At 67.4% G+C, this 21,777-nt stretch carries 14 protein-coding genes; 11 read left to right on the top strand and 3 right to left on the bottom strand.

The genetic code is table 11. The annotated features are described in order from the left end of the window. The first annotated feature begins 10 nt into the window (after positions 1-10). On the top strand, positions 11-970 hold the full coding sequence (locus OA56_RS07180; protein ID WP_055422447.1) for a branched-chain amino acid ABC transporter permease: 960 nt from the start codon (positions 11-13) through the stop codon (positions 968-970). Between the two features lie 46 nt (positions 971-1,016). Further along, positions 1,017-2,222, top strand: coding sequence for an ABC transporter substrate-binding protein (locus tag OA56_RS07175; protein WP_461584340.1), 1,206 nt, complete (start codon positions 1,017-1,019; stop codon positions 2,220-2,222). A gap of 37 nt (positions 2,223-2,259) precedes the next feature. On the opposite strand, the gene OA56_RS07170 is transcribed toward OA56_RS07175, so the two are convergent. Further along, positions 2,260-3,864 carry a peptide chain release factor 3 gene (locus OA56_RS07170; RefSeq protein ID WP_461584338.1) on the bottom strand — a complete coding sequence of 535 codons (1,605 nt, stop codon included), beginning with the start codon at positions 3,862-3,864 and terminating at the stop codon, positions 2,260-2,262. Between the two features lie 50 nt (positions 3,865-3,914). Between OA56_RS07170 and OA56_RS07165 the strand changes: the two genes are divergently transcribed. The 4 genes from OA56_RS07165 to OA56_RS07150 all read left to right on the top strand — a co-directional run bounded on the left by OA56_RS07165 (position 3,915) and on the right by OA56_RS07150 (position 10,701). Beyond that, positions 3,915-5,120 (top strand): exo-beta-N-acetylmuramidase NamZ family protein, encoded by a 1,206-nt coding sequence (locus tag OA56_RS07165; protein ID WP_461584336.1) that lies wholly within the window; start codon positions 3,915-3,917, stop codon positions 5,118-5,120. Between the two features lie 73 nt (positions 5,121-5,193). Then, positions 5,194-7,254: a diguanylate cyclase gene (locus OA56_RS07160; RefSeq protein ID WP_461584334.1), complete on the top strand. Its 2,061-nt coding sequence runs from the start codon at positions 5,194-5,196 to the stop codon at positions 7,252-7,254. Continuing rightward, complete coding sequence (locus OA56_RS07155) at positions 7,251-8,222, top strand: ABC transporter substrate-binding protein (protein WP_461584332.1); 972 nt, start codon at positions 7,251-7,253, stop codon at positions 8,220-8,222. The genes OA56_RS07160 and OA56_RS07155 overlap by 4 nt, the downstream gene beginning before the upstream one ends. A 16-nt stretch (positions 8,223-8,238) precedes the next feature. Next, positions 8,239-10,701, top strand: coding sequence for a putative bifunctional diguanylate cyclase/phosphodiesterase (locus tag OA56_RS07150; protein WP_461584330.1), 2,463 nt, complete (start codon positions 8,239-8,241; stop codon positions 10,699-10,701). On the opposite strand, the gene OA56_RS07145 is transcribed toward OA56_RS07150, so the two are convergent. Continuing rightward, the gene (locus OA56_RS07145) at positions 10,692-11,348 is read right to left on the bottom strand and encodes a hypothetical protein (protein ID WP_461584328.1); all 657 of its coding nucleotides are present in this window, start codon (positions 11,346-11,348) and stop codon (positions 10,692-10,694) included. The two genes, OA56_RS07150 and OA56_RS07145, sit on opposite strands and share 10 nt — an antisense overlap. 111 nt (positions 11,349-11,459) lie before the next feature. Between OA56_RS07145 and OA56_RS07140 the strand changes: the two genes are divergently transcribed. The 5 genes from OA56_RS07140 (at position 11,460) to OA56_RS07120 (ending at position 21,005) form a co-directional block, all read left to right on the top strand. Then, entirely contained in the window at positions 11,460-12,092 is a 633-nt protein-coding gene (locus OA56_RS07140) for a TetR/AcrR family transcriptional regulator (protein WP_461584326.1), read from the top strand. Then, positions 12,089-13,216, top strand: a complete 1,128-nt coding sequence (locus tag OA56_RS07135; protein WP_461584324.1) for an efflux RND transporter periplasmic adaptor subunit — start codon at positions 12,089-12,091, stop codon at positions 13,214-13,216. Before OA56_RS07140 ends, OA56_RS07135 begins: the two co-directional genes overlap by 4 nt. A gap of 11 nt (positions 13,217-13,227) precedes the next feature. After that, the gene (locus tag OA56_RS07130) at positions 13,228-16,350 is read left to right on the top strand and encodes an efflux RND transporter permease subunit (protein WP_461584322.1); all 3,123 of its coding nucleotides are present in this window, start codon (positions 13,228-13,230) and stop codon (positions 16,348-16,350) included. Then, positions 16,343-17,815 carry an efflux transporter outer membrane subunit gene (locus OA56_RS07125; protein ID WP_461584320.1) on the top strand — a complete coding sequence of 491 codons (1,473 nt, stop codon included), beginning with the start codon at positions 16,343-16,345 and terminating at the stop codon, positions 17,813-17,815. The genes OA56_RS07130 and OA56_RS07125 overlap by 8 nt, the downstream gene beginning before the upstream one ends. A 97-nt stretch (positions 17,816-17,912) precedes the next feature. Then, the gene (locus OA56_RS07120) at positions 17,913-21,005 is read left to right on the top strand and encodes an EAL domain-containing protein (RefSeq protein WP_461584318.1); all 3,093 of its coding nucleotides are present in this window, start codon (positions 17,913-17,915) and stop codon (positions 21,003-21,005) included. A gap of 3 nt (positions 21,006-21,008) precedes the next feature. On the opposite strand, the gene OA56_RS07115 is transcribed toward OA56_RS07120, so the two are convergent. Continuing rightward, positions 21,009-21,777 (bottom strand): vitamin B12 dependent-methionine synthase activation domain-containing protein (locus tag OA56_RS07115; RefSeq protein WP_461584316.1); only part of this gene is annotated, 769 nt, incomplete at its 5' end.

Raw genomic sequence — 21,777 nt, 5'->3', positions numbered from 1 at the left:
GAGCAACGCCATGGCCTCGATCGGCCTCATCAATTACGCCACCTTCATGGGCGCCATGATCGGCATCTACGGGGTGCTCGCCCTGGGGCTGAACATCCAGTGGGGCGTCACGGGGCTCTTCAACGCCGGCATCGCCGGCTTCTTCGCCGTGGGCGCCTACCTCTCGGCGCTCCTCACCGCCCCGCCCTCGCCCGAGCGCATCATGGGCTGGGAACTCCCCGTGCTCGTCGGCTGGCTCGGCGCCATGGCCGGTGCCGCCCTCATCGCCTGGCCGATCGGGCGCATCTGCCTGCGTTTCCGTTCCGATTACCTGGCGATCGCCACCATCGGCGTGGCCGAGGTGATCCGGCTGGTGCTGCGCACCGAGGAAGGGCTCTCCGGCGGGGCGCGCGGCATCACCGGGGTGCCCCGCCCCTTCGGCGGCTTCGACTACTCGCTGTCGCAGTTCGCCTACTTCGCCCTGGTGATCGCCGTGCTGCTCCTCGTTTATTGGGCCCTGGAGCGCCAGCTCGCCGCGCCTTGGGGGCGGATGATGAAGGCGATCCGCGACAACGAGCAGGCCGCCGCCGCCATGGGTAAGAACGTCGAGAAGCGGCGCCTCGAAGCCTTCGTGCTGGGCGCGGCGGTGATGGGCCTGGCCGGAGCGCTCTACGTGCACTTCATGCGCGCGATCACGCCCGAGGCCATCGACCCCATGATCGCCACCTTCCTCGTATGGATCATGCTGATCCTGGGCGGCTCGGGCAACAACCGCGGCGCCATTCTGGGGGCGATCATCGTCTGGCTCATCTGGTCCATGTCGGAATTCATCACCGACCAGCTCCCCGCCGAGGTCGCCACCCAGGCCAAGTACATCCGAGTCTTCCTCATCGGCCTGATGCTGCAGCTCATCCTGCGTTTCCGCCCCGAAGGATTGTTGCCGGAAGAAAGCGGGCAGCGCACCGCTTCCCTTCCTCCTTCCCCGCGCTAAACTCCAACGACTACCCCCTCGAAACCTCACCCGAAGGAGACCGACCATGAAGAAGAAAATCCTCGCCTCGCTCAGCGTCCTTGCCCTCGGCGGGGCGATCGCAAGCGCCCCGGCCATGGCGCAGAACGTCAAGGTGGCTTATCTCGTGGCCATCACCGGGCCGATCGCCGGCATGGCGCCGACGATGGTGCAGTCGATGAAGTTCGCCGCCGAGCAGGTCAACGCCCAGGGCGGTATCGGCAACGGCGGCAAGCTCGACCCTCAAGTCTACGATTCCGGCTGCAACCCGCAGCTCGCCACCGACGCCGCCACCAAGGCGGTGAACGTCAACGGTGTGATCGGCATCGTCGGCCCCTCCTGCTCCGGGCCGGTGATCGCGGTGGCCAATTCCGTGAGCGTGCCGGCCGGCGTGCTCCTCATCACCTCCTCGGGAACCTCGCCCAAGATCAGCACGCTGGATGACAAAGATCTCGTCTTCCGCACCGTGCCGTCCGACGACTACCAAGGCCGGGCGCTCGCGCGCACGATCAAGGCCCGCGGCATCGACAAGGTGGCCATCACCTATCTCAACAACGACTACGGCCTGGGGCTGGCCGAAGCCTTCACCGACGAATTCAAGAAACAGGGCGGCACCGTCACCGCCAGCCGGGCGCATGAAGACAAGAAAGCCTCGTACCGCTCGGATCTGGCCGAACTCGCCAAGGGCGGAGCCGACACGCTGGTGGTCTTCGCCTACGGCAACTCCTCCGGGCTCACCATCCTGCGCCAGGCGATCGAGAACGGGTTTTTCAAGAATTTCGTCGGCGCCGACGGCATGCGCGACGAGGGCATGGTCAAGACCCTGGGCCCGGACAATCTCAAGACCCTTCTCGTCTCGGCTCCGGCCGGGGCAACGGGCACCGGGTTCGAGAAGTTCAGCAAAGACTTCAAGGCCGCCGGCGGCGACCCCAACGGAACCTTCGCCGCCACGAGCTACGACGCCGCCTTCCTCATGGCGCTGGCGATCGAGAAGGCCGGCGGCGACAAGGCGAAACTGCCCCAGGCGCTGCGTGAAGTCGCCACCGCCCCGGGCGAACCCATCCTGCCGGGCGAATGGGCCAAGGCGAAGAAACTGATCGCCGAAGGCAAGGACATCGATTACAAAGGCGCCGCGGGGGATCAGGAATTCGACGCGCACGGCGACGTGCCGGGCGACTACGTCCTCTACAAAGTAGGCGGCAGCGGCTTTGCCGAAATCGAACGCATGAAGTGATGGCCGGCGCCGCCCTGCACCCATGCGGGGCGGCGCTTCAGCCGAAGACCTGGCGGTGCTCGCGTGTGGCGCGAAACTGCACCGTCGGGTACTTCTCCATCGTCACCTCCAGGTTGTAGCGCGAGGAGGCCAGATACACCGGATTGCCGTCGATGTCGCGCGCAAGGCGCAGGGCCTGCTCGCGCTCGAAGCGCGCGCGCGTGGCCTCGTCCGGATAGACCAGCCAGCGGGCGGTGTGGATCTCCGCCGGCTCGAAGATCGCCTCCACGCCGTATTCGCTGCGCAGCCGCTCGGCCACGATCTCGAACTGCAGCACCCCGACCGCCCCGAGCAGGAGCTGACCGCCCTCGAGCTCGAACACCTGGATCGCCCCTTCCTCGCCCAGTTCCTTCAAGCCCTTGTGCAGCTGCTTGGCTTTGAGCGGATCGCGCAGCCGCGCCATGCGGAAGAGCTCCGGCGCGAAGTAGGGGATGCCGGTGAAGCCGAGCTTCTCGCCCTCGGTGAGGGTGTCGCCGATCTGCAGCTGACCGTGGTTGTGGATGCCGATGATGTCTCCGGCGAAAGCCTCTTCCTGGATCGCGCGCTCGTTGGCCATGAAGGTGATGGCGTTGGCAAGGCGCATCTCGCGCCCGGCGCGCACGTGCCAGGCTTTCATGCCGTTGCTGTAGCGACCGGAGCAGACGCGGAAGAAGGCGATGCGGTCGCGGTGCTTCGGATCCATGTTCGCCTGGATCTTGAACACGAAGCCGGAGAATTTCTCCTCGCTGGGCAGGACCAGACGCACGCCGGCGTCGCGCGGCTGCGGCGGCGGGGCCCAGTCGATGAGCGCCTGCAGGATCTCCTGCACCCCGAAATTGTTGATCGCCGAGCCGAAGAAAACCGGCGTCTGTCGCCCGGCAAGGAATTCGCCCAGGGCGAAGGGTGAGAGCGCCTCGCGCGCGAGCGCCACCGCCTCGCGCATCGCCCCCACTTCGGCGGGAAAGCGCGCATCGAGCTCGGGATTGGCGAGCCCTGCGATCACCTCGGCCTCGACGCGCTTCTCCTCGCCCGGGCGAAACACGAGCGTACGGTCGTGCAGCAGGTGATACACCCCGCGAAAAGCCTTGCCGCTGCCGATGGGCCAGGTGATGGGGGCACAGTCGATTTTGAGCACCGACTCGATCTCGTCGAGCAGCTCGAAGGGCTCGCGTACCTCGCGGTCCATCTTGTTGATGAAGGTGATGATGGGCGTGTCACGCAGGCGGCACACTTCCAGCAGCTTGATCGTCTGCGCCTCCACCCCCTTGGCCGCGTCGATCACCATCACGGCGCAGTCGACCGCGGTGAGCACGCGGTAGGTATCCTCGGAGAAATCCTGGTGACCGGGGGTGTCGAGCAGGTTGATCACATGCCCGTCGTACTCGAACTGCATCACGGAGGAAGTCACCGAGATGCCGCGCTGTTTCTCCACTTCCATCCAGTCGGAGGTGGCGTGCCGCGCCGACTTGCGCGCCTTCACGGTACCGGCCAGTTGAATCGCTCCGCCAAAGAGGAGCAGCTTCTCGGTGAGGGTGGTCTTGCCCGCGTCCGGGTGCGCGATGATACCGAAGGTACGCCGCCGTGCCACCTCCTGCGCCAGTCGTTCTGCCAATGCGTCGCCCATGTCCGTCTTTTCTGGGAAAATCGTTCATTTTAGCAGCAGGAACGTCCACCATGATCCGCTTCGGTCTCGACCGCCTCCTCGCAGAACCCGAACTGCGCCGCCCTCTCGCCGGTCGGCGCGTGGCACTCCTGGCGCACCCGGCTTCCGTCACGCGCGAGCTGATGCACGCGGCCGACGCACTCGCGGCGCTGCCGGAGGTGCGGCTCACCGCGCTGTTTGGCCCGCAGCACGGCGCGCGCGGCGACAAGCAGGACAACATGGTCGAGTCGCCCGACGAGTTCGACGCGCGCCTGGGCATTCCCGTCTTCAGCCTCTACGGCGCGGTGCGCCGCCCCACCCCGGCGATGATGGACACCTTCGACGTGCTACTGGTCGATTTGCAGGATCTCGGCTGCCGCGTCTACACCTATCTCACCACCCTGCGCTACGTACTGGAAGCAGCCGCCGCGCACGGCAAGAGCGTGTGGGTGCTCGATCGGCCCAATCCGCTCGGGCGCGGCGTCGAGGGGGGGCTGCTGCAGCCGGGCTGGGAGAGCTTCGTCGGCGCCGGGAGCCTTCCCATGCGCCACGGCCTGACGTTGGGCGAGGCCGGGCGCTGGTTCATCGCCACCCTAGGGCTCGACCTCGACTATCGCGTGGTATCGCTCGAAGGCTGGGACCCGGACGCCGCCCCCGGCTACGGCTGGCCGCTGGGCGAGCGCACCTGGATCAACCCCAGCCCCAACGCCCCCACCCCCTGGATGGCGCGCTGCTATCCCGGTACCGTGCTCATCGAGGGCACCACGCTCTCCGAAGGGCGCGGCACCACCCGTCCCTTGGAAGGGTTTGGCGCCCCCTGGATCGATCCCTGGCGGCTGCTCGCAGAAATGGAAACGCTCGCCCCGCACTGGCTGGAAGGCTGCCGCCTGCGCCCCTTTTTCTTCGAGCCGACTTTCCACAAGCACGCGGGAAAGCGCTGCGGCGGGATCATGATCCACGTGGAAGACCCGGCGCACTACGATCCCCGCCGTTTCCGCCCCTGGCGGCTGGTCGCGCTCGCGCTCAAGGCGCTGCGCCGGATCGAACCGGATCGGCCGCTATGGCATGCCAACCCCTACGAGTACGAATACGAACGCCTGGCGATCGATCTCATCGACGGCGGCCTGCGCCTGCGACAGTGGGTCGAGGACGAGGCGGCCACGCCGGCCGATCTCGATGCGATGATCGTGCCCGAGGAGCGCGCCTGGGCGCAGATGCGCGCCCCCTTCCTCCGTTGACGCCATCCGCCCTATGCTTCCCCTATAATGAGGGTGACGGTGCATCCCGCGCCCAGGCGAGCGGCTCATTCGCATGTGTTTTCTTCCCCTGATCTTTCGCCGTGCCGCCCGCGCCGCGCCGCGGCATGGCCGGCCCCGAGGCAGCGCCAGCGGCCCGACGCGGACGGCGCGGCAGCTGCTCACCTTGCTCGTCCTCTCGCTTGCCCTCGTCGCCGCGGCACGCGCGGAGTACCACCTGGGCGTCTTCGGCCACCGTCCCACCGAGACCCTCCAGCGCCAATGGCAGCCGCTTGCCGACGAACTCTCGCAAGCGCTCGCCGAACCGGTCACCCTCGAAGTCCTCACGCCCGAGGCGCCCGATCGCGAGATCGCCGCCCGCCGCATCGATTTCCTCTTCACCAACCCCGTCCATTACATCCAGGAAAAGCACCGCCACGCCTTCTCCGGCCCCATTGCCACGCTCATCACGGTCGAGCACGGCGTCAAGACATCGGCCATGGGCGGAGTGATCCTGGTGCGCCGCGACGGTCCCGTTCGGCGCCCTGAGGATCTCAAAGGCAAACGCGTCCTCATTGCAGGAGGCAAAGGGCTCGGGGGCTATCTAGCCCAGGCCGCGTGGCTGCTCGAGCAGGGCGTGCGCGTGCCCCAAGACGTCACGCTCCTGCCCCAAGGAAATCACGACGCTGTCGTCCAAGCCCTGCTCGAAGGCAAGGGCGAGGCCGGATTCGTGCGCACGGGCCTTCTCGAAGCGCTCGAGCGCGAGGGGCGGCTCTCGCCCGAGGACGAAGCTCGCCTCATGGTGCTCGGCGAATGGCATCCGCCAGGTTTTCCCTACAAGATCACCACCGCGCTCTATCCCGAATGGGCATTCGTCGTCCTGCCCCACGTCTCGCCCGAGGTCGCCCGCAAGGTCGCGCTCGCCCTCTACGAGCTCACCGACCGGCTAGATGCCATCCCCGACCCCCGCTTCACCGCCGCAGGCATCGGCGGATTCACCGTCCCGGCCGACTACGCCGGCGTGGAACGCCTCGCCCAGCGGCTTCGCGTGCCGCCGTTCGAACACGTGGAGGTGGAATTGCGCGACGTGCTGCACCAGTACGCCCTGCCGCTCGTGCTGCTTGCCCTCTCGGCCGTTCTGCTCGCCTTGCTCACGCTGCGCCTGTGGCACACCCGGCGCCAGCTCGAGCACCAGCGTGCCCGCCTCGCCTCGGCGCTCGCCGAGACCCAGACCATCCTCGAGACCGTGGATGAAGCCATCTACGGCACCGACGCACAGGGCCGCTGCATCTTCTTCAACCGCGCCGCCTCCGAAGTGCTCGGTTTCCGGCCGGAAGAAGTCTTGGGTAAGGATCCGCACGAGCTCTTTCACGCGCGGCGGCCGGATGGGCAGCCCTATCCGGCCGAGCACTGCCCCTTGCACCGCGCGCTCGAGGCGGGGCAGAAGGTGCGCCAGGACGACGTCTTCTGGCGGCGCGACGGCCTGCCGGTGCCGGTGCACGTCTCCGCCAGCCCCCGCGTCGAGCACGACCGCGTGATGGGCGCCGTCGTCGCCTTCCACGACATCACCGAGGAAATGCGTCTGCTCGAAGAACTGCGCCGCCTCGCGGCCTACGATCCGCTCACGGGCCTGGCCAACCGCGGCCACCTCGAACAGCGCCTACAGGAAGCCCAATCGGCGGCGCAGCGCCACAAGCGGCCGGCGGCGCTCCTCATGTTCGACCTGGACCACTTCAAGAAGGTCAACGACACCTACGGGCACGCCGTGGGCGACCGCATGCTGCAAGCCTTCGCCCGCGTGCTGCGCCACAACCTGCGCCCCACCGACTTCATCGCTCGCTATGGCGGCGAGGAATTCATCGCCATCCTGCCGGATACCTCGCTCGACACCGCCGTCAAGGTGGCCGAACGCGTGCGCCAGGCGTGGGCACAAACGCAAATACCGCTCGACGAATCCGGCAAGATCTTGAGCGGAACGGTATCGATCGGGGTCGCGCCCCTCGAGCCGGACGCCCCGCTCGACGAGAGCCTCAGCCGGGTCGACGAAGCCATGTACCGCGCCAAGCGTGAAGGCCGCAACCAGGTCGCCTTGCCTCCCACGGGAAACAAGCGGCTGGAAGCCGGGGTCTGCTCGTGAAACTGCCCTTCGACCGCGCCCGTCGCCGCTGGCTCGGCACCCTCGGTGCGGGGGCACTCGCCGCCGCTGGGATCGGCGGCTGTACGCCCGAACCGCCCCTGCGCGTCTCCTACCATCTCTGGGCGGGCTACGAGCCGCTGCGCCTCTATGTCGACGCTGCCCCCGGCGAAGCGGCCGGCCTGCAGCTCGTCGAAGTGGCGGACGCCGAAGCGCAGCTGCAGCTCCTGCGCCTCGGGCGGGTGGAAGCGGCCATGCTCACGCTCGACGAAGTCCTCCTCGGCCGGGCGCAGGGTCTGGATCTGACGGTCGTGTGCATTCTCGACGTCTCGGCCGGCGCCGACCACGTCATGGCACGCGGCCCCTGCCGCGATGCCTCTGGCTGGCGCGGCGCCCGCGTGGCCGTGGAGCGCCTCGGCCCCGGCCGGGTCCTGTTGCAAGCCTGGTGCGAGCACCTCGGGCTCGATCCCCGGCACCTGCAGCGTATTCCCTATTCGCCGCCGCGCCAGCTGGAACCCTGGGCGCGGCACGAATTCGACCTCGCCGTGACCTACCAGCCCTACGTCGAGCGCCTGCGCCGCCTGGGGGCCGTCTCATGCTTCGATTCCTCCGCCCTGCCGCCGGTCGTGCTCGACGTCCTGGCCGTGCGCAGCGCCGTTCTGCACACGCACGGGAAAGCGATCGAACGCCTCGTACGGGCCCACTTCCTCGGCCTCGAGTGGATGCGCGACAACGCGATCGACGCGCGCTACCGCCTCACCCAGCGCTTCGGCCTGGCGCCCGAAGAGGCCTTCACCCCCTTCGTCGGCCTCGTCTTCCCGCCGCTCACGCAGCAGCGAGACTGGCTCGAACGCATGCTCGCCGACTCCGTCGCCACGATCGCGGGGCTGCTGCAGCGCGCCGGGCTGCTCCATGCGGCAGCTCCGCCGGTTCCGGCCTCGGCCCGTTTCCTCCCCCACCCCTCGCCGTGATGCAGGAACGACGCCGATGCAGCCCCCTTTTCGCCTCTCCCTCGCCCTGCGCCTCGCCGCCCTCTTTCTCGGGCTGATTCTGATCGTGCTCGCGGCCGAGAGCTGGCTCGCCTGGCGCAACGCCCGCGAACGCACGCTGGCCGACGCGCAAGAGCATCTGCTGGGGATCGCCGCCACCCTCGTGCGCGCCGCCGAACGCCGCTGGAGCGAGCGCCCCGACGAAGTGCGCGCCGACATCGAATTCCAGGCCACATCCCCCGGGCACCGTGCCACCCTGCTCACCGATGGACAGGGTCGCATCCTCGCCGCCCATCGCCGGGACTGGGAAGGGCTGAGCCTGCCCGACGTCCTGCCAAGCCTTTCCCTGCCGCTTCCGCCGCCTGCGCTGGATGCCTTGCGCTGGCAGATCCAAGGCGATGCGATGCTCCTGGCAGTCCCTTGGATGCTGCCCGAAACCGCGGACACGGCCCCGGGAACGCCGCTCGGCTGGCTGATCCTCTCCTACGATTTCCACACGCTCCTCGCGCAGCGCCTCGCCGAGCACCGCCGCGCTCTGGCCTGGCACGCCGCCCTGCCGGTAGTCGTGATGCTGCTCCTCGGGCTCTATATCCACTATCGCGGCGCCCGCCCTCTCGAAACCCTCACCCGCGCCCTGCGAGCGGTCGCCTCACCCGGGGGCTACCGTCCGCCCGAGCTCGGCGGCGCCATCCCCGAAGTTCGCGCCCTGGGCGAGGCGATCGCGCAGACCATGGCTGCACTCGCGCGCCAGCAGGAACGCCTGCGCCAGCTCGACGTCGCCATCGACGCCAGCCCAGCCCAGCTCGTCATCACCGACACCCAGCCCGCCATCCTCTACGTCAATCGCGCCTTCACCGAAGTCACCGGCTACCGCCCCGACGAAGTGCTGGGCAAGAATCCGCGCATCCTCCAATCCGGCAAGACCCCGCGCGAAACCTACCTCGACCTGTGGACCCACCTGAAGAACGGCCGCCGCTGGAGCGGCGAATTCATCAACCGGCGCAAGGATGGCAGCGAATACGCCGAATTCGCCACCATCGCCCCGGTCTTCGACGAAGCAAGGCAGATCACCCACTACATCGCCGTCAAGTTCGACCTCACCGAACAGCGTCGCATCACCGAACGCCTCTCGCACCTGCTCACCCACGACCCCCTCACGGGCCTGGCCAATCGCTCCCTGCTGCTCGAGCGCATCGCCCTACGGCTCGAGCAAGGCAAGAACGCCGGACAAAACTTCGCCCTCGTGCTTTTCGACCTCGACGGTTTCAGCGAAGTCAACGAACGCTACGGCACGCACACCGGAGATGAACTCCTCAAGGAGATCGGCCGCACGTTGAAGTACACGCTCACCGCCTGCGACACGCTCGCCCGGCTCGAGGCCGACGAATTCGCCGTGCTCACCGACGCCCAGCCCGACGCGACCGAAGCCGGAAACTTCGGTTGGCAACTCGCCCGCACCCTCTCCCATCTCCTCGAGCAGGAAGTCCGGGTGCGTTTTGCCGAGCGTCACCCCATAGAACGGCTCACCGCGGCTGCCGGCATCGCCGTCTTCCCCGACGATTTCGCGGACGCCGAGGAGATCCTCGCCGCGGCGGCCCTGGCCTTGCAGCAGGCCCGCATCAGCCGCCAGCCCGCAGCCGTACGCGTCTACGAAAGCCTCAGCGCCGATCTGCTGGCGCGCCGCAGCGCCATCGAAGAAGGACTGCGCGAGGCGCTCGCCGGCCAAGGATCGCACGTCCTCGAACTCCACTACCAAGGCCAGTTCGACCTTCAACATCGCCTGTGCGGGGCCGAAGCGCTGCTGCGCTTCAGCCACGCCACCCTGGGTCGCATCCCCCCGCTCGAATGCGTCTCCGTGGCCGAACGAAGCGAGCTCATCTTCACCCTCGGCTCCTGGATCGTGGGCACGGCGCTCACCGAGGCCATGGGCTGGCGGCGCACCACCGGCTGGGACGGGACGCTCTCGGTCAACATCTCCCCCTTCGGCCTGCGCGATCCCCATTTCGCCGCACGCGTGCTCGAGCTCCTGCAGCAAAGCGGTCATCCCGCAGACAGGCTCGTGTTCGAGATCACCGAGAGCAGCGCCCTCGATCATCTCGAAGAAGCCGAGCGCGTCATGCGCCGCGTGGCCGCCACCGGCATTCGCTGGTCGCTCGACGACTTCGGCACGGGTTTCTGCGGCCTGCACTACCTCGACCGCCTGCCCGTGACCGAGATCAAGATCGACCCCTCGTTCGTGCAGCGCGCCCCGGGCGAGGCCCGCGCGCGGCATCTCATCAATGCCATGGTGGAGGCTGCCGCCGCCTTTTCCTGCCGGGTGGTCGCCGAAGGCGTGGAAGACGAAGCCCAGGAACGGACGCTTGCCGCCTGGCCCGAGCTCCTGCTGCAGGGCTGGCACCTCGCCCGCCCCGAGCCGGCAGAAGCGTTCGTCCGCCGGCTCGGCGGAGCCATTCAAGGATAGCGCCGGTTGCAGATATCCACGCAGATGAGATAGACCTGCATGCAATCCACCGTGGTCTCCCCTACCCGGCCGCCGGCAGCGCGGCAATCCCCCATCTGCTCGCCACACACCTCCACGCAGCGGCTCCAGTCACGCTTGACCCCCTCCACGTCCCTGGCGAGCGACTCGACGATGCGCCGGTAGCAGGCGGCCACTTCCACCCGGCGCGGCTCCTCGGCCACGTAGCGCCAGTCGCTGCGGCGCAGGCCGTTGAGCGCCTTCTCGATGAGACCGATGTCGTCGGCCCGCACCCGGCCGTTGCGGACCAGCCATTCCACCGCCTGGCAATCGAGCGAACGATCCTGCGCCACCGTTCGAGGCGCAGGAGGCAGATAACCCGCCTGGATGCGGGCGCATTCGTGGGCGAAGAGAAAGAGCCGAGCGGCGGGCCACAGATCGGGCAGCAGCTGCGGATTGTGCACGATCACCGGCACACCCCCGACGAGGCGCGTCTCGAAGACCCTTCGGGCCTTGGGATCTTCGAGTACCGCCACGGCCTGCCCCTTGGCGTCGGTGCACCCCGTATATTCCTGTGCCCTGGCCCCCTGCCCGGCCAGCGCCGCCCACAGGAACACCGCTGCCGCCGCCCAGCGCCACGTCACTCGCATCGTCTTCCCCTATCGTTTTGTTTCACTATAGCCGCCGATCGCTCGCCTCGCTTGCCCGAGGCGCCGAATCGGATTAGACTAGACGGCCTAGTCTAACCCAAACCCGAGCACGTGAGCGACGACACCCGACGAAAAATCCTCGAAGCGGCAGCAGACGTGTTTGCCGAGCGTGGCTACCGCGCCTCGCTCGACGAGATCGCCCGGCGCGCCGGCGTGGCCAAGCAGACGGTTTACCATTACTTTCCGAGCAAGGACAAACTCTTCGCCCGTGCCGCCGAAATGATGGGCGAGGGCATCCTCGTCACGCTGGCGCCGCACGAAGCCGAGACGCTTGCCGACACGCTGCGCCGTTTCGCCTGTGCGCTGCGCGAGCGGATACTCGCCGAACCGTGCATCGCCCTGCATCGCTTGCTGGTGGCCGAGGCGCCGCGTTTTCCCGATCTGGCACGCACCATCTACGAAGCCGGCTTGGGCGAGACCATCCGGCATCTGGCCGCGCTTCTGGCGCGCGCGATGAAGGCAGGGCAGCTGCGCCATGACGACCCGCTCTTCGCGGCCGAATTGCTGGTGGGGATGCTCACCAGCGCCGAGCGCACGCGGCGACTCTACGAAGCGCAGCGCCCCGACGACATGCAGCCGGAAACGGCCGACCGCATCGTTTCTCTCTTTTTGCACGCCTATCGCGCCGAAGAACCGATAAAATCGACCGATTCACCGTCGCCCCCCAGGAGCACGACCCCATGAAATCAAACACCCCTCTGCGGCTCGCCTTGGCCGCCGCCCTCGTCCTGTTGACCGCCGCCTGCAACCGCGACGACGCCGACGCGGCCAAGAATCAGGCCGCCCCTCCTCCACCCGAAGTCGCGGTGATCGAAGCCCGCTACGGCAGCGCCGTGCTGCGCCGCGAACTCCCCGGCCGGCTCGAAGCCTACCGCACGGCTCAGGTGCGCGCCCGCGTCGAAGGCATCCTGGAAAAGCGCTTTTTCGAAGAAGGCAGCGACGTAAAGGAAGGGCAGCTGCTCTACCGCATCGAGCCGCGTACCTACCAACGCGCCTATGAAGCCGCCAAAGCCGACGTTGCCACGGCCAAGCTCCTGGTGGAGCGCTACCGCCCGCTGGTGAAGATCAACGCCATCAGCCAGCAGGAATTCGACTCGGCCGAGGCCGCCTGGAAGCAGGCCGAAGCGCGGCTTGCCCAGGCCGCGCTCGATCTGGAAAACACCCGGGTGCCTGCCCCCATCGCCGGGCGCATCGGCCGCTCGCTCGTCACCGAAGGAGCGCTGGTGGGCAAAGGCGAGCCGACGCATCTGGCCACCATCGAGCAGATCGACCCAATCTACGTCAATTTCACCCAGCCCAGCTCCGAGCTGCTCGCGCTGCGCGAGGCGCTGCGCTCCGGCCAGTGGAAAGAGGCCGACCGCAGCAACGTGGAGATCGTGCTCGACAACGGCAAGACCTATCCCATCCCCGCCAAGCTCCTTTTCGAGGACGTCTCGGTCGACCCCGCCACCGGTGCCGTGCTCATGCGCGCCCTGGCGAAGAACCCCGAGCACGTGCTGCTGCCGGGCATGTTTGTGCGCGTGCGCCTGCCGCAGATGCAGATGGACAAGGTGATCACCGTGCCCCAGCGCGCCGTGCAGATCAACCCGCAGGGGCACTTCGTCATGGTGGTCGACGCCAACAACACGGTCGCGCCCCGCGCGATCAAGGTCGGCGGCATGAGCGGCACCGACTGGGTGGTGCTCGACGGCCTGCAGGAAGGCGAGAAGGTGGTCGTCGAAGGGCTGCTCAAGGTCCGCGCCGGCGCGCCGGTCAAGCCTGTGCCCTGGCAGCCCAAAGACGCGCCCACCGCGGTCGGCGCCAAGTGAGGGTCTGAGCCATGTCCGTCAATTTCTTCATCGACCGGCCAGTCTTCTCTTGGGTCATCGCCATCGTCATCATCCTCGCCGGCGCCCTGGCGCTGCGTTCCTTGCCGATTGCGCAGTATCCCGAAGTCGCCGCGCCCGCGCTGGCGATCTCCGCGAACTACCCCGGCGCATCGGCCGAGGTGATCGAACAGACCGTCGTCGCCCTCATCGAGCAAGAGCTCAACGGCATCGAGAACCTCATCTACATGGATTCCCAGTCCGAACTGGGGCGAGCGACCATAAACCTCACCTTCTGGCCTGGCACCAACCTCGACATCTCCTCGGTCGAGGCGCAAAACCGCATAAAACGCGTCGAAGCGCGCCTGCCCGACGAAGTGCGCCGGCTCGGCGTCACCGTCAAGAAGATGCGGCGCAACTACCTGATGTTCGTCTCGCTCTTCTCGCCGGACAATTCGCTCGACAACGTCGACCTCGCCAGTTTCGCCTCCACCACCATCCTCGATCCGCTGCGGCGAGTTCCCGGCGTAGGCGATGCCGAGCTCTTCGGCGCCGAATATTCTATGCGCATCTGGGTTGCCCCCGAAAAACTCGACAGCTACCAGGTAACGCCCGGCGACGTCATCAACGCGGTGGCTGCGCAGAACGTGCTGCTGGCGGTGGGCGAGGTCAATGCGCCCCCGTCGGTACCCGGGATGGAGTTCGCCGCCACGGTGGTCACGCGCGGGCGCCTGAAAACGCCCGAGGAATTCGGCGAAATCATCGTGCGTGCCAAGCCGGACGGCTCCATCGTGCGGGTGAAGGACGTGGCCCGGGTCGAACTCGGCGCCCAGAGCTATGAAGTCTTCGCGCGGCTCAACGGTCAGCCCAACGCCGCCATCGGCATCAAGCTCGCGCCAGGCTACAACGCCCTGGAGACGGCGCAGCGCGTGCGCGCCCAACTCGAGGATCTCGCCCAATATTTTCCGCCGGGCATCGACTGGATCGTCCCCTACGACACCACGCCCTTCATCGAGATCTCGATCCGCGAGGTGGTGAAGACGCTGTTCGAAGCGGTGATCCTCGTCTTCATCGTGATGTACCTCTTCCTCGGCAACCTGCGCGCCACCATCATCCCCACCATCGTCGTGCCGGTGTCGCTGCTGGGCGCCGCTGTCGGTCTGTGGGTGCTGGGTTACTCGATCAACGTGCTCACGCTCTTCGCCATGGTGCTGGCGATCGGCATCGTGGTCGACGACGCCATCGTGGTGGTGGAAAACGTCGAGCGCGTGATGGCCGAGGACAAGCTCCCGCCACGCGAGGCAGCGCACAAGGCGATGTCGCAGATCGTGGGCGCCATCATCGGCATCACGCTGGTGCTCACCTCGGTCTTCATTCCCATGGCCTTCTTCCCGGGATCGGTGGGCGTGATCTACCGCCAGTTCTCGGTCACGCTTGTGCTCTCCATGCTCTTCTCTGCGCTGATGGCGCTCACCCTCACCCCGGCGCTATGCGCCACCCTGCTCAAACCCCACAAAGAGGGTCATGGCGAAAAAGGCTTCTTCGGCTGGTTCAACCAGGGTTTCCTCGCCACGACCCGGGGGTACGTCGCCACAGTGCGCCACGCCATCACCCGCCCCTGGAGATTGATGATCCTCTATGCGATCATCCTTATGTGCACCGGCTGGCTGTTCACCCGCTTGCCGAGCAGCTTCCTGCCGGAAGAAGACCAGGGCTATTTCATTACCATGGTGCAGCTGCCTTCCGGCGCCACACAGCAGCGCACGCAGGAAATCGTCTCGCAAGCCGAGCAGTACTTCCTCTCGCAACCGGAAGTGCAGAACACCATCGGCATCGTCGGTTTCTCCTTCCTCGGACGCGGACAAAACGCCGGTCTGATCTTCGTGCGGCTCAAGGACTGGAGCGAACGCAAAGCCGCGGAATCGTCGGCGCAGGCGCTGATCCAGAAGGCCAACCGGCATTTCTTCCCGCTCAAGGAAGCGATCATCTTTTCGATCAACCCGCCGGCCATTCCCGAGATGGCGGCGATCGGCGGATTCGACTTCCGGCTGCAGGATCGCGCCGGACTCGGTCGCCAAGCGCTCAACACTGCCAAAGATCAGGCGTTACAGCTCGCAACACAGGAACCTCGTCTGACCAACGTGCGCTTGGAAGGGATGCCCCCTGGGCCGCAACTGATGCTCGACATCGACCGCGACAAGGCCGAGACGCTGGGCGTATCGTCCGCCGTGCTCAACCAGACGCTGCAGGCGATGTTCGGCGTGGCCTATATCAACGACTTCGAGCGCCAGGGCCGCATCCTGCGTGTCCAGCTGCAGGCCGACGCCCCGGTACGCATGAGCCCAGAGGAAATGCTGCAGGTGTCGGTGCGCAACGATGGCGGCAAGATGGTCAAGCTCTCCGAGCTCGTCAAGACGCGCTGGACGATCGGTCCGCCGCGGCTCGATCGCTACAACGGCGTCCCCTCGCTCAAACTCACCGGCTCACCCGCTCCGGGCATATCGAGCGGCGAGGCAATGCAAGCGATGTCCGCGATCGCCACCCAGCTGCCCACCGGCATCGGCTACGAGTGGTCCGGCACTTCCTTCGAGGAGAACCTCTCCGGGTCGCAGGCGCCGATGCTCTTCGCCATCTCGCTCATCGTCGTCTTCCTGTGCCTGGCGGCGCTCTACGAGAGCTGGTCGATCCCGTTCTCGGTGATGCTGGTGGTGCCACTCGGCGTGTTCGGTTCGCTGCTGGCCGTCACCTGGCGCGGGCTGCCCAACGACGTGTACTTCAAGGTCGGCCTGGTCGCCATCATCGGGCTCTCCGCGAAGAACGCCATCCTCATCATCGAGTTCGCCCGCGAACTGCACGAAAGCGGCAAGAACCTGATGGAGGCCACGCTGGAGGCCGCCCGCATGCGCTTCCGCCCTATCCTGATGACCTCGATCGCCTTCATCGTCGGGGTGCTGCCGCTGGCCATTTCCACCGGCGCCGGCGCCCAGAGCCGGCACGCGATTGGGACCGGCGTGATTGGCGGCATGCTCGCCGCCACCGTGCTCGCCGTCTTCCTCGTCCCCGTCTTTTTCGTGGTAGTGCGCCGCCTCTTCCCGCCCAAGGGCGAGAACGCCGCCCAGGAGTCCCAACATGCGTAAGCTTCGTTCCACCCCTCTGGCGCTCGCGCTGCTGCTCGCCGCCGGCGGCTGCTCGATGATGCCCGACTATTTCCGGCCCGAACCCCCCGTGAGCGACCAGTGGCCGGCCTCGGTCGACCCCCGAGGCGAACGCGACATCGCCGACATGCCCTGGCAGGAATACTTCCCCGACCCGCGCATGCAGGCGCTCATCGCCGCCGCACTCGAAAATAACCGCGACCTGCGCGTGGCGGTAGCCCGCGTCGAAGAGGCGCGCGCGCTCTACCGCATCCAGCGCGCCGACCGCTTCCCCAACATCGAGGCGAGCGCCTCCGAGGCCGCCCAGCGGGTGCCGCACGACCTCTCCTCCACGGGTCAGTCCAGGGTGCAGCACCAATACGACGTCGGTGCGAATCTCCTCTCCTTCGAGCTCGACTTCTGGGGACGGGTGGCGAGCCTCACCGAAGCCGCCCGCCAGCAGTACCTCGCCACCGACGAAGCGCAGCGCGCCTTCCGCCTCTCACTGATCTCGGACGTAGCCAGCGCCTACCTCTCCCTCAAGGAGGCCGAAGAGAGCCTCATGCTCGCCAAGGAGACCCTGCGCACACGTGCCGACATGCTCAATCTGGTCGGCGAGCGGCGCAACGTCGGCATCGCTTCCGAACTCGACTATCTGCAGGCACGCGGTTCCTACGAGACCGCGCGTGTGGCCGTCGAGCAGCTCGACCAGCAGCGCGTGGCCGCCGAAAACTACCTACGCCTGGTGATCGGTACCGACCGCAGCGACTGGCCCCAAGGACACAGCCTGCGCGAGCAGGACCTGATCGGCAATTTCGCCGTCAACGTCCCCTCCGAAGTGCTCCTGCGCCGCCCGGACGTGCGCGCCGCCGAGCGCCAGCTCATCGCCGCCAACGCCAACATCGGCGCAGCGCGCGCCGCCTTCTTCCCCCGCATCACGCTCACCGGCATGCTCGGCACCGCCAGCGCCGCCTTCAGCGGGCTTTTCGACGCAGGCAGCGCTGCCTGGACCTTCCAGCCCATGCTCACCCAGCCGATCTTCGACGCCGGCCGCACGCAGGCGAACCTGGATCTCGCGGTGGTGCGCAAGAACATCGCCGTGGCGCAGTACGAGAGCACCATCCAGCAGGCCTTCCGCGAGGTAGCCGACCTGCTCTCGGCCAGAGAGCGCATCGCCCGTCAGCTCGAAGCGCAACTCACCCTCGAGCGCACCCAGCAGCAGCGGCTCGCGCTCACCGAGGCGCGCTACCGCGAGGGCATCACGAGTTTCCTCGAAGTGCTCGATGCGCAGCGCGACGCTTACCAGGCTTCGCAGGCGGTGATCTCCACCCGCCGGCAGCTGCTCTCGGCCGCGGCCCAACTCTACAAGGCGCTCGGCGGCAGCCGCGAATTCGAGGGCGAACCGATCGTGGCCGCCGCAAACGCTGCGGCTTCCCAGGAGACGAAACAGACCGCAACCGGCGAGTAACCTCCCTCTCCACATCTTTGGTACAAGGGTACTCGGGCACGCCGACCCCGGTTCTCCCTCGCCTATAATGGAAAAAAGCATGGGGAGAGAGGGGACGATGACCAGCCGCCGCCTGAGGCCATCCCGGGACGCGATGTGCTCGCGGCTGCGCCGCTGCCTCGTCCGATACGTGATCCTGCCGGCGATGCTCTTCGCGCTGCGCCCGGTCTGGGCGCAGCAGCTGCCAGACCCTCTGCGGCAACACACCGTACCGGCGCTCCTCATCGCACCGGACGGCGGACGCATCCTCGATGCGAACGAGGCTGCGATCGCCTTCTACGGCTATCCCGTCGAGCGGCTGCTCGGCGGCATGACGATTCGTGAAATCAACCAACTCTCGCCCGATGAAGTGCAGCGCGAGATGGACGAAGCGCGCCGTCAGCGGCGCAATTTCTTCGTTTTTCCTCACCGCCTCGCCTCGGGGCAGATCGTCGCCACCGAAGTCTACTCAAGTCCGGTGCAGATCGACGGACGCACCTACCTACTCTCGCTGGTCCTGCCCGAGACGCGAGCAAGTCTCCTGCAGACCGAACTGGAGCGCTACCAGAACCGGCTCGAGGAGCTCGTCGCCGAGCGCACGGAGGCGCTACAGCGCACCGAGGCAGCGCGCCGCGAAGTGCTCGGCTGGGCTGTCATCGGCCTGGGGCTGCTGCTCGCGCTGCTCGGGACAGCCCATCTGCGGCTAAGACGCGCCCAGCATCGGACGCGGCAGCTCGCCGAAGAACTCGAACTCGCCCTCGAAGGAGCGGGGCTCGGCCGCATCCTGTGGGACGTGGAGCGGCGCGTCGCCACGTTCTGCCCCCGGTTCCAGCGCCTCATAGGTCTGCCGGGAGAGCGCCCGATCGACGTGCCGCTCGAGCAATGGGTGGCGATGATCCATCCCGAGGATCGAGAACGGGTGCATCAGGCAGTCGTCGAACACCTCAACCGCACACGTCCCAACGTGGACCTGCGCTACCGCATCCGCCACGCCGACGGCGGCTGGCGCTGGCTCGAAACTTGGGCCCGCGCCGTCGACAGCGACGCGGAAAGCGCCCGCATCCGGCGCATCGCCGGGCTGGTGCGCGACGTCACCGACGCCGTGCAGCTGGAAGAATCCCAGCGCATCGCCGCCAGCGTCTTCCACGCCCTCGCCGAGGGCGTGGTGGTCACCGATACCGATCTCATGATCCTGGAAGTCAACGACGCCCTGCTGCGCATGACCGGTTTTTCGCGCGAGGAAGTGATCGGCGCGCGCATCGCACCGTGGCGATCGCACCGGCACGACCAGGCCTTCTACGACGCGATGTGGGCCACGCTGCGCGCCAGCGGAAGTTGGCACGGCGAAGTGTGGAATCAAACCAAATCCGGCCAGCCGCTGCTGACGCTGCTTACCATTTCCACCGTGTACGATGAACAGCGCCGACCGATCCGCTACGTCGCGGCGATGCAGGACATCACCACGCTCAAGGCGCAGCAGCAGATGCTCGAACGCCTGGCCTACCACGACGAACTCACGGGGCTGCCCAACCGGGTGCTCCTCAACGACCGCCTGGCGCAGGCGCTCGCCGCCGCCCGGCGCCACGGCACCGCAGTAGCGGTAGCCTACCTCGACCTGGACGGTTTCAAACCGATCAACGACCGCTGCGGCCACGACGTCGGCGACGACGTGCTGCGCCTCACTGCCCGGCGCCTGCAAGGGGCGCTGCGGGAGACCGACACGCTCGCGCGCATCGGCGGCGACGAGTTCGTCGCCGTGATCACCGACCTCACCTCGCCCTCGGACTGGAAACCGATCGTGGAGCGCATGCTCTCCGTCACTCGCATGCCGATCAAGTACGGCGACGAACTGCTGCAGCTCACCACCAGCATCGGCGTCACCATCTACCCCGAAGACGACGCCGACCCCGAAGTGCTGCTGCGCCACGCCGATCTCGCCCTCTATCAGGCAAAGCAAAGTGGCAAGAACCGCTATTGCCGGTTCGACGCCCAGCTCGACCGCGAGCAGCAGGCGCGTCGCTCCCTGAGCCAGGCGGTGATCGAGGGCATCGAACGGGAAGAATTGCGGCTCTACCTGCAGCCGCGCGTGGAGCTGGCGAGCGGACGCATCGAAGGCGCGGAAGCCCTGGTGCGCTGGCGGCATCCCACGCGAGGATTGCTTGCCCCCGGAGCCTTCATCCCGGCAATCGAGAACGACGAGGCGATCGTGCGGCTCGGCAACTGGGTGCTCGAACGGGCGCTGGCGCAGCTCACCGACTGGACGCGCCAAGGACGCGACTGGCTCGTCTCGGTCAACGTCGCGCCGCGCCAACTGCTCGACCCGACTTTCCCCCGTCAGCTCGAAGAGCGGCTCGCGCGCTACCCCGATGCCGCGCCGCAGCGGCTGGAGCTGGAGATCGTCGAATCGAGCGCGCTCGACGCCGGCCTAGGCATCGAACAGTTGATGACGCAGTGCCGGGCGCTGGGCGTGCGTCTGTCGATCGACGATTTCGGCAGCGGCTACTCTTCGCTCGCCTACCTCAAGCGCGTGCCGGCGCACGCAATCAAGATCGACCAGACCTTCGTCATTCACCTGCTCGACGAAACCGACGACTACCGCATCGTCGAGGCCGTACTCGAACTCGCCCGCACCTTCGACCTGCACTGTGTCGCCGAAGGGGTGGAAACGGTGGAGCACGGCGAATACCTGCTGCGCCTGGGCGCCGACGTCGCCCAAGGCTATGGCATCGCCCACCCCATGCCGCAAGCCGACTTCACCAACTGGGCGCTGCGCTGGCAGCAACCACCGCAATGGGCGCGCTGGCGCGATACCTTGGCCAACCCCCTGTGCCGGCAGATGGCGCGCTTCGAGCTATGCCACCGCCACTGGTTCGCCCGACTCGAATACCATCTGCGCGACCCTGCCGCCGCTCCACCCCCCGAGCTCGATCCGCACCGCTGCGACTTCGGTCATTGGCTCGATGGCGAGGGACGGGAGATCCTGAGCACCCAGGCCGAATTCCCCGCCATCGTGCACACGCACGAAACGATGCACCGTGCGGCGCAAAAACTGGTCACTGCGGCGAACGCCGGCGTCCCATCCCTCGAATTGCGCGAGGAAGTCACCGCCCTGCAGCGCGAACTCATCGCTCGCCTGCAGACGCTCGCGCTCACCCTACCGTACCGCGGCTGACCTCTACAAAATGGGCGCGAGCCAGCGCCGCGCCTCCTCGAGCGCCATGCCGCGCCGCCGCGCCCAGTCGGCGAGTTGATCCTCCCCGATCCTGGGAATGGCGAAGTAGCGCGACTCGGGGTGGCTGAAGTAGAACCCGGCCACGCTCGCGGCCGGACGCATGGCGTAGTGCTCGGTGAGCGTCATGCCGGCGCGCGCGGGCGCATCGAGCAGCGCGAACAAGTCGCCCTTCACCGTGTGGTCGGGGCAGGCCGGATAACCCGGCGCCGGACGGATGCCGCGGTAGCGCTCGGCCACCAGCTCTTCGGGCGAAAGCCGCTCCTCGGGCGCGTAGCCCCAGTCTTCCCGCCGCACCCGCTCGTGCAGCCACTCGGCGCAGGCTTCCGCCAGTCGGTCGGCGAGCGCCTTCAAAAGAATGGCGTGGTAGTCGTCGTGCGCCGCCTCGTACTCGGCCAATTTCTCCTCGATGCCATGCCCCGCGGTCACGGCAAACGCCCCGATCCAGTCCGACACCCCCGTCTCCTTCGGCGCAAGAAAATCGGCCAAGCACAGGTTCGGCTGCCCCGGCGGGCGCTCGTGCTGCTGGCGCAGACCGTTCCACACCATGGCGAGCGCATGGCGCGATTCGTCGGTGTAGATCTCGATGTCGTCGCCCAGGCTCGCCGCCGGGAAGAGCCCCCACACCGCGCGTGCTGTGAGCCACCCTTCGCGCACCAGCACGTCCAGCATCGCCTGCGCCTCGCCATAGACCTGGCGCGCCGTCTCGCCCACC

The sequence above is a fragment of the Tepidiphilus sp. HLB4 genome (assembly GCF_054823945.1).
The sequence above is the reverse complement of the archived record's forward strand: the minus strand, read 5'-3'. Positions and strand labels throughout refer to the sequence as shown.

What these genes read in the sequence shown, in the direction of transcription:
- OA56_RS07180 (WP_055422447.1), top strand. Translation starts at nt 11, where the DNA reads ATGGCCTCGATCGGCCTCATCAATTACGCCACCTTCATGGGCGCCATG.
- OA56_RS07175 (WP_461584340.1), top strand. Translation starts at nt 1,017, where the DNA reads ATGAAGAAGAAAATCCTCGCCTCGCTCAGCGTCCTTGCCCTCGGCGGG.
- OA56_RS07170 (WP_461584338.1), bottom strand. Translation starts at nt 3,864, where the DNA reads ATGGGCGACGCATTGGCAGAACGACTGGCGCAGGAGGTGGCACGGCGG.
- OA56_RS07165 (WP_461584336.1), top strand. Translation starts at nt 3,915, where the DNA reads ATGATCCGCTTCGGTCTCGACCGCCTCCTCGCAGAACCCGAACTGCGC.
- OA56_RS07160 (WP_461584334.1), top strand. Translation starts at nt 5,194, where the DNA reads ATGTGTTTTCTTCCCCTGATCTTTCGCCGTGCCGCCCGCGCCGCGCCG.
- OA56_RS07150 (WP_461584330.1), top strand. Translation starts at nt 8,239, where the DNA reads ATGCAGCCCCCTTTTCGCCTCTCCCTCGCCCTGCGCCTCGCCGCCCTC.
- OA56_RS07145 (WP_461584328.1), bottom strand. Translation starts at nt 11,348, where the DNA reads ATGCGAGTGACGTGGCGCTGGGCGGCGGCAGCGGTGTTCCTGTGGGCG.
- OA56_RS07135 (WP_461584324.1), top strand. Translation starts at nt 12,089, where the DNA reads ATGAAATCAAACACCCCTCTGCGGCTCGCCTTGGCCGCCGCCCTCGTC.
- OA56_RS07130 (WP_461584322.1), top strand. Translation starts at nt 13,228, where the DNA reads ATGTCCGTCAATTTCTTCATCGACCGGCCAGTCTTCTCTTGGGTCATC.
- OA56_RS07125 (WP_461584320.1), top strand. Translation starts at nt 16,343, where the DNA reads ATGCGTAAGCTTCGTTCCACCCCTCTGGCGCTCGCGCTGCTGCTCGCC.
- OA56_RS07120 (WP_461584318.1), top strand. Translation starts at nt 17,913, where the DNA reads ATGACCAGCCGCCGCCTGAGGCCATCCCGGGACGCGATGTGCTCGCGG.